Source organism: Streptomyces apricus, from assembly GCF_008369065.1.
In the GTDB taxonomy this organism is placed as follows: Bacteria; Actinomycetota; Actinomycetes; order Streptomycetales; family Streptomycetaceae; genus Streptomyces; species Streptomyces apricus.
The window spans coordinates 443,482-451,029 of record NZ_VDFC01000047.1; the positions used below are offsets into that span (position 1 = coordinate 443,482).

The following is a 7,548-nucleotide window of genomic DNA, read 5'->3' on the forward strand; positions in this document are numbered from 1 at the left end:
GGTGACGGGGCGGATCCCGCGTACGGCCACGCTGCGGCCGACGGTGGTCCCGCTGGAGTGGGCGCGGATGGGCGATCCGCCGGCGCGGCGGCCGGTGCGGGAGCTGGGCAACGGGCCGACGGACCTCGCCCTGCTGGCCAGTGCGCTGGAGCGGGCGGCGCGCTCGGTCGCCGCGGCGGAGGTCCCCTCACTCCTGTAGCCCCCGCGCCCCTGAGAAGCAGGGCGCAGCCCGCTTCTCAGGGGCGCGGGGAACTGCGCGGCCCGCCCCCACCGGCCGGCAGCCGACAACACGCCCCACCGGCCCGCCGCGGAGCTGCTCCCGCACGTCACGACGCGATTACGATCATGCCCTTGACAGGGCAGGCGCCCTTGCCGAGGCCGAGCGGACGGGCGTAGACCAAGAGCGCACGGCACAGCGCTAGGCCCTGTCAGGGACTCCCGTCCGCGGACGGCGGGAGAACGGCGGCAGGACCTCGGACGTTCGACGGAGAACGGGGCACACCATGCGTAGCAGCATTCTTCGCGTCAGCGGGCCGCGGACGAGGAGCACGGCCGCGAAGGCCGCGGCAGCCCTCGTCGCAGGGGCGATGGCCTTCACGCTCACGGCGTGCGGCGGTGACGACGACAAGAAGGACGACGAGGGCAGCGGCGGCGAGAAGGGTGCCGCGGCCAGTGTCGAACTGCCCAAGCTGGACGGCCAGAAGCTTGAGGTGGCGGCCGTCTGGACCGGCCCCGAGCAGGAGAACTTCACCAAGGTCCTGGACGAGTTCGAGAAGCGCACGGGCGCGGAGGTCAGTTACGTACCGACCGGCAACAACACCTCCACGTTCCTGGGGACGAAGATCGAGGGCGGCAAGCCGCCGAGCGTGGCGTTCCTCCCGCAGGTCGGCGTGCTGCACCAGTTCGCCCAGAAGGGCTGGGTGAAGCCGCTGGGCGCCGAGGCGCAGGCGCAGCTCGACAAGAACTTCTCGACGGGCTGGAAGGAGCTCGGCGCGTACGAGGGCAAGCAGTACGGCGTCTACGCGAAGGCCGCCAACAAGTCGCTGGTCTGGTACAACACGGCGGCGTTCGAGGCGGCGGGCCTGACGGCCGAGCCGAAGACCTGGGACGAGTTCCTGCAGACCGCGCAGACCCTGTCGGACGCGGGCTCGCCCGCGGTCTCCGTCGCCGGGCAGGACGGCTGGACCCTCACCGACTGGTTCGAGAACGTCTACCTCTCGCAGGCCGGCCCGGAGAAGTACGACCAGCTGGCCAAGCACGAGATCAAGTGGACGGACCCCTCCGTGAAGGAGGCCCTGACCACGCTGGCCCAGCTGTGGGGCAAGGACGACCTGCTCGCGGGCGGCAGCGCGGGCGCGCTGCGCACCGAGTTCCCCAAGTCGGTGACCAACACCTTCTCCGGCGACACCCCGGCGGGCATGGTCTACGAGGGCGACTTCGTGGCGGCCAACATCAACGCGGACACGAAGTCGGAGATCGGCACGGACGCCAAGGTGTTCCCGTTCCCGGCGGTCGGCGACGCGTCGCCGGTGGTCAGCGGCGGTGACGTGGCGGTGGCGCTGAAGGACGACAAGGGCGCGCAGGCCCTGCTGACCTTCCTGGCGTCGACCGACGCGGCCGAGATCTGGGCGGCCCAGGGCGGCTTCATCTCCCCCAACAAGGAGATGAACGCCGACAAGTACAAGGACGACGTGACCAAGGACATCGCCAAGGCCCTCCTGAAGGCCGGCGACGACTTCCGCTTCGACATGTCCGACCAGGCCCCGGCCGCCTTCGGCGGTACGCAGGGCACGGGCGAGTGGAAGGCGCTGCAGGACTTCCTGAAGGACCCCAAGGACGTCGCGGGCGCGCAGCAGCAGCTGGAGACGTCCGCCGCCAAGGCGTACAAGGGCTGACGCCGCCGATGTCGTCGCAGCTCGCGACGGCGGGGGGCCCGGCGAACCCGGTGCCCCCCGCCGGAAAGCGCAAGAGTGTGATGGGCACCCGGCCGTGGGTGGCGGCCCTGTTCCTGCTGCCCGCGATCGTGCTGCTCGGCGCGCTCGTGGTCTACCCGATCGGGTACTCGGTCTGGCGCAGTCTGTACGACGCCGACGGTTCGGGCTTCGTGGGCCTGGGCAACTACGGCGACCTGTTCAGCGACGACGCCACCTTCACCGCGGTCAAGAACACCGCGATCTGGGTGGCGGTGGCGCCGGCGCTGGTCACCGGGCTCGGCCTGGTCTTCGCCGTGCTGACCGAACGGGTGCGCTGGTCCACGGCGTTCAAGCTCGTCATCTTCATGCCGATGGCGATCTCCATGCTCGCCGCGGGCATCATCTTCCGGCTCGTGTACGAGGCGGACCCCGACCAGGGCGTGGCCAACGCCGTGGTGGTGGGCGTGCACGACACGTTCGCCGAGTCGTCGGTCTACCCGAAGGCGCGCCCGTCGACCGAGAGCGACCTCAAGGCGTCCGGCGGGGGTGCCTTCACCTCCACCGGCACGCTGAGCGCGGGCACGCCGGCGCTGGTCCCGCTGGTCGGCATCGCCCCGAACAAGGTGCCGGGCGACCCCGGGGACGCCACGTCGGCCGAGCCGTCGGGTGACGGCGTGTCCGGCACGGTCTGGCTGGACTTCAAGCTGGGCGGCGGCGGCGAGAAGGGCGCCGTCGACGCGGGCGAGAAGGCGCTGCCCGGCATCAAGGTCGAGGCGGTCAAGGACGGCAAGGTCGTGGCCTCCGCGAAGGCGGGCGACGACGGCACGTTCACGCTGCCCGCCGCCGCCGACGGTGCGCAGCTGCGGCTGCCCGAGTCGAACTTCGCGGCGCCCTACAACGGCGTCGACTGGCTCGGCCCGAGCCTGGTCACCCCGGCCATCATCGGCTCGTACGCCTGGATGTGGGCCGGTTTCGCGATGGTGCTGATCGCGGCGGGCCTGGCGGGGGTGGACCGCAACCTCCTGGAGGCGGCCCGGGTCGACGGGGCCAACGAGTGGCAGGTGTTCCGCCGGGTCACGGTCCCGCTGCTCGCGCCGGTGCTGGTCGTCGTCCTGATCACCCTGATGATCAACGTGATGAAGATCTTCGACCTGGTCTTCATCATCGCCCCGCAGCCCAGTCAGGACGAGGCCAACGTGCTGGCCCTGCAACTGGTCAACGCCTCCTTCGGCGGCGGCAACAACCAGGGGCTCGGCAGCGCGATCGGCATCGTCCTGCTGCTCCTGGTGATGCCGGTGATGATCGTCAACATCCGCCGGCTGCGAAAGGAGCGTCGACGGTGACCACGTCCTCCGTACCCCTGAAGGGTCCCGGTGAGCCCGGTGAGCCCGGGAGTCCCGCGCAGCCGTCCGCGGCCGTGGACGCGGCCGGTCCGCCCGAACGGTCACTCGCCTCGAAACTCGCGGGCTTCTTCGCGGGCGGCGCGGTGCGGGTCTTCCTCGTCGTGGTCGCGCTGCTCTGGGTGACGCCGACGGTCGGGCTGCTCGCCTCGTCGTTCCGCGACCCGACCGACATCGCCGCCTCCGGCTGGTGGGAGGTCTTCAGCAAGCCCTCCCAGCTCACCACCGAGAGCTACTCGACACTGCTGGGCAAGGAGGAGATCACCGACGCCCTGTGGAACACGGTGCTGATCACGGTGCCGGCCACCGTGCTGGTCGTCGTGATCGGCGCGATGGCCGGGTACGCCTTCGCCTGGATGGACTTCAAGGGCCGCGACTGGTGGTTCGTGGCCGTGGTGGCCCTGCTGGTGGTGCCCATCCAGATCGCCCTGATCCCGCTGGCCGACCTCTTCGGCGACCTCGGGATCTTCGGCAGCGTCCTCGGCGTGGTCCTCTTCCACGTGGGCTTCGGCCTGCCGTTCGCGATCTTCCTGCTGCGCAACTTCTTCGCGGAGATCCCCCGGGAACTCCTGGAGGCGGCGCGGCTGGACGGCGCGGGCGAGACCCGCCTGTTCGCGACGGTGATCCTGCCGCTGGGCGGGCCCGCCATCGCCTCGCTGGGCATCTTCCAGTTCCTGTGGGTGTGGAACGACATGCTGGTGGCGCTGATCTTCTCGGACTCCGGCTCCCGGCCGCTGACGGTCGCGCTGACCGAGCAGACCCGGCAGTTCTCCGGCAACATCGAGACGCTCGCGCCGGGCGCGTTCATCTCGATGGTGATCCCGCTGGCCGTGTTCTTCGCGTTCCAGCGGCAGTTCGTGTCCGGCGTGATGGCGGGCGCGGTCAAGTAGCCTTCAGGGAAAGCGATTTGAGGGGCGGTCCGGCGACGGGCCGCCCCTTCGCGTCACCCCGGGGGTCCCCCACATGCCGCATCCGGCGTAACCACGTACCCCCTTCGGCCGTTGCCGGGCCATATGGCCGCGCCGACTTATGGATGTCCCTTGCCCCGGTTCAGTGTCATTGTCCCCGCTTACCAGGTGCAGGCGTATCTGCACGAGTGCATGGCATCGGTCCTGGAACAGTCCTTCACCGACTTCGAGTTGATCGCGGTCGACGACTGCTCGCCGGACGCCTGCGGCGCGATCCTCGACGAGTTCGCCGCCGGTGACCCGCGGGTGCGGGCCGTCCACCTCAAGGAGAACGTGGGCCTGGGCCGGGCCCGCAACGCGGGGATGCGGTACGCGACCGGTGACTACCTGGTCTTCCTGGACGGCGACGACACCCTCACCCCGCACGCCCTGCGGGCGATCGCCGACCGCGTCAAGGAGACCGGCGACCCGGACGTCCTGGTCTACGACTACGCGCGCACCTTCTGGACCGGCGAGACGGTCCGCAACGTCCAGGCGCGGCAGCTCCACGAGCAGGGCCCGGCGCCGTTCCGCCTGGACGACCGGCCGGGGCTGCTCGACGTCCTGATGGTCGTGTGGAACAAGGCGTACCGCCGGGAGTTCGTCGAGCGGGAGGACTTCACGTTCCCGCCCGGCTACTACGAGGACACCCCGTGGACGTCGCCGGTCCTGATGGCCGCGGAGACCATCGCGACGCTCGACCGGGTCTGCGTCCACTACCGGCAGCGGCGCCGGGGGAACATCCTCGGCACGACCAGCGAGAAGCACTTCGACATCTTCGACCAGTACGACCGGGTCTTCGCCCACCTCGACGCGCACCCGGAGCTGGCGCACTGGCGGCCGGTGCTGTTCCGGCGCATGGTCGACCACCTGTCCGCGGTGTTCCTCAAGCGGGACCGGCTGCCGCGCGGCTCCCGCGCCGCCTTCCTGCGCAGGGCCCGCGCCCACTACGTCCGCCACCGCGTGCCCGGCGCCGGCGTCCCCTCCCGCAACCGGCTGCGGCACGCCCTGGTCCGCCTGGGCAGTCACCGCGCGTACCGCGCCCTGTGGACGGCGACGCGGCTGAAGCGGCGCGCCGGGCGGCTCACCGGGGCGCTGGCCCGCGGGGTCCGGGCCGGGGCGCTGCGGCTGCACTACGGCGTCCAGCGCCGGCTGCCCGTGCGCGGCGACCACGCCGTGTTCGCCGGCGACGGGGGGCGCGGCCACGGCTGCAACCCGGGGGCGCTGGAGGTCGCGTTCCGCACGTACGCGCCGGGAATGCGCACCGCGTGGGTCGCGGACCCGGCGTTCCACCACACCGTCCCGACGGGGACGCGCCGGCTGACGCCGGGCTCCGCCGCGTACTGGACGGCCCTGGCCCGGTCCAGGTACCTGGTCGCCGGCACCGGCTTCCACCCCCGGCTGGTCAAGCGGCCCGGCCAGGTCCTGGTGCAGACGCAGGCCGGTACCCCGCTCAAGCACATGGGCCTGGACCTCCAGGAACGTCCGGCGGCGGCCCGGGACACCGACTTCGCCGGGCTGCTGCGCGACGCCGACCGGTGGGACTACTGCCTGTCCGGCAACCGGCACTCCACGCTCGTCTGGGAGCGCGTCTTCCCGGCCGGGTACACGATGCTGGAGTACGGCCAGCCCCGCACCGACGTGTTCCAGCGGGCGACGGCGGCGGACGTGGCCCGGCTGCGCGCCTCCCTCGGCATCCCCGAGGGCGCGGTCGCGATCCTGTACGCGCCGACGTACCGGGACTACCGCCGCGGTCCGCGCACGGCGCTCGACCTGGAGCGGGTGCTGCGCCGGCTCGGTCCGCGGTTCGTCCTGCTGGCCCGCGCGCACCCCGTGCACCGCGCCCCGCTCGTCCCGGACGGCGGCGGCCGGCTGATCGACGTGTCGGACCACCCGAGCGTCGAGTCGCTCTGCCTCGCCTCGGACGCGCTGGTCACCGACTACTCGTCACTGATGTTCGACTACGCGGGCCTGGACCGGCCGATCGTGATCCACGCGGACGACCGGGAGGCGTACGAGGCGGCCCGCGGCACCTACTTCGACCTGCGCGCCTTCCCGCCCGGCGCGATCGCCCGCACCGAGGACGAGCTGATCGACATCTTCGCGACGGGCCACTGGCGCGGTTCGCGCTCCGCGCAGCTGCGCACCGCCTTCCGGGAGCGGTTCTGCCCCTACGACGACGGGCGGGCCGCCGAGCGGGTCGTCCGCCGGGTCGTGCTGGGCGAGACGGCCGGCCTGCCCGCGGTGGTGCCGCCGCGGGAGCGCCGTCCGGTGCCGTCGGCGGCCGACCGAGGCATGTCCTCACCCCTCGCCACCGTCCCGACACCCGGCGTTTCCGTTCCCGTCGTTGACAGACCCTGAGGCACTCCGGTCCCATCCCCGAGCACAGGAATTCCACAGTCCCCGGTCCACGGAGCACTCATGACTTCCAGCACCAACGGCACCGCAGAACTCCCGCGCCCCCAGGCCCTGTCCGAGGTCAAGGGCTGGTTCCGCGCCGTCGACCAGCAGCTGTTCGACTGGTTCCTGTCCGGGCAGCTGGACCGCGGGCAGCGGGGCGACCTGCTCGAACTCGGCGCGTACCTGGGCAAGAGCGCGATCTTCATGGCCTCGTACCGGCGCGAGGGGGACGCCTTCACGGTGTGCGACCTCTTCGACTCGGCGGCTCCGGACGCCGCCAACCTCAAGGAGATGAACAAGTCGTACGCGACGCTCACCCGGCGGGCGTTCGAGGCGAACTTCCTCGCGTTCCACGAGGAGCTGCCGACGGTGCTGCAGGCCCCGACCTCGGTGGTCGCCGACCGCGTCGCGGACGGCAGCTGCCGTTTCGCGCACATAGACGCCTCGCACCTGTACGAGCACGTGCACGGGGACATCGTGGCCGTGCGGGACATCCTGCTGCCGGACGGGGTGGTCGTGCTGGACGACTACCGCGCCGAGCACTGCCCGGGGGTCGCCGCCGCCMCCTGGGGCGCGGTCGCCGCCCTCGACCTGCGCCCCATATGCGTGACCGGGACGAAGTTCTACGGCMCCTGGGGCGATCCGGAGCCGCCGCGCGACGCGCTGCTGGAGTGGCTGGCGGCCCGCGAGGACCTGTGGCACGAGGTCCAGCAGGTCGCGGGGCACGGGATGATCCGCATCGACGGCAGGAGGGCCACCGAGCCGAAGCACCCGGTCTCCCGGTACGCGGCCGGGGAGGAACCGCCCGCGCCCGCCGGGGCCGTGCCCGCCGGACCCCCCGCGCCGGCCGCCGCCTCCCGGCCCGCGCCGGCCGGACCCGCTCCCACC

At 72.1% G+C, this 7,548-nt stretch carries 5 protein-coding genes and 1 pseudogene; all 6 read left to right on the forward strand.

The features are described 5' to 3' along the window. Positions 1–199 (forward strand): annotated as a pseudogene (locus tag FGF04_RS28410) (FtsK/SpoIIIE domain-containing protein); the annotation flags it as partial. Positions 200–503: 304 nt separating this feature from the next. Next, a complete protein-coding gene (locus FGF04_RS28415) occupies positions 504–1,895 on the forward strand; it encodes an ABC transporter substrate-binding protein (RefSeq protein WP_149514175.1) in 1,392 nt (463 codons plus the stop codon). An 8-nt stretch (positions 1,896–1,903) separates the two neighbouring features. Then, positions 1,904–3,256, forward strand: a complete 1,353-nt coding sequence (locus FGF04_RS28420) for a carbohydrate ABC transporter permease (RefSeq protein ID WP_149514176.1) — start codon at positions 1,904–1,906, stop codon at positions 3,254–3,256. A gap of 74 nt (positions 3,257–3,330) precedes the next feature. Then, positions 3,331–4,203 (forward strand): carbohydrate ABC transporter permease, encoded by an 873-nt coding sequence (locus FGF04_RS28425; RefSeq protein ID WP_149514418.1) that lies wholly within the window; start codon positions 3,331–3,333, stop codon positions 4,201–4,203. Positions 4,204–4,353: 150 nt separating this feature from the next. Continuing rightward, a complete protein-coding gene (locus FGF04_RS28430) occupies positions 4,354–6,621 on the forward strand; it encodes a bifunctional glycosyltransferase/CDP-glycerol:glycerophosphate glycerophosphotransferase (protein ID WP_149514177.1) in 2,268 nt (755 codons plus the stop codon). Between the two features lie 60 nt (positions 6,622–6,681). Continuing rightward, positions 6,682–7,548: class I SAM-dependent methyltransferase (locus FGF04_RS28435; RefSeq protein WP_149514419.1), on the forward strand; the 867-nt coding region annotated here is incomplete at its 3' end.

Coding starts and splice junctions, on each gene's coding strand:
- FGF04_RS28415 (WP_149514175.1), top strand. CDS start 504: ATGCGTAGCAGCATTCTTCGCGTCAGCGGGCCGCGGACGAGGAGCACG.
- FGF04_RS28420 (WP_149514176.1), top strand. CDS start 1,904: ATGTCGTCGCAGCTCGCGACGGCGGGGGGCCCGGCGAACCCGGTGCCC.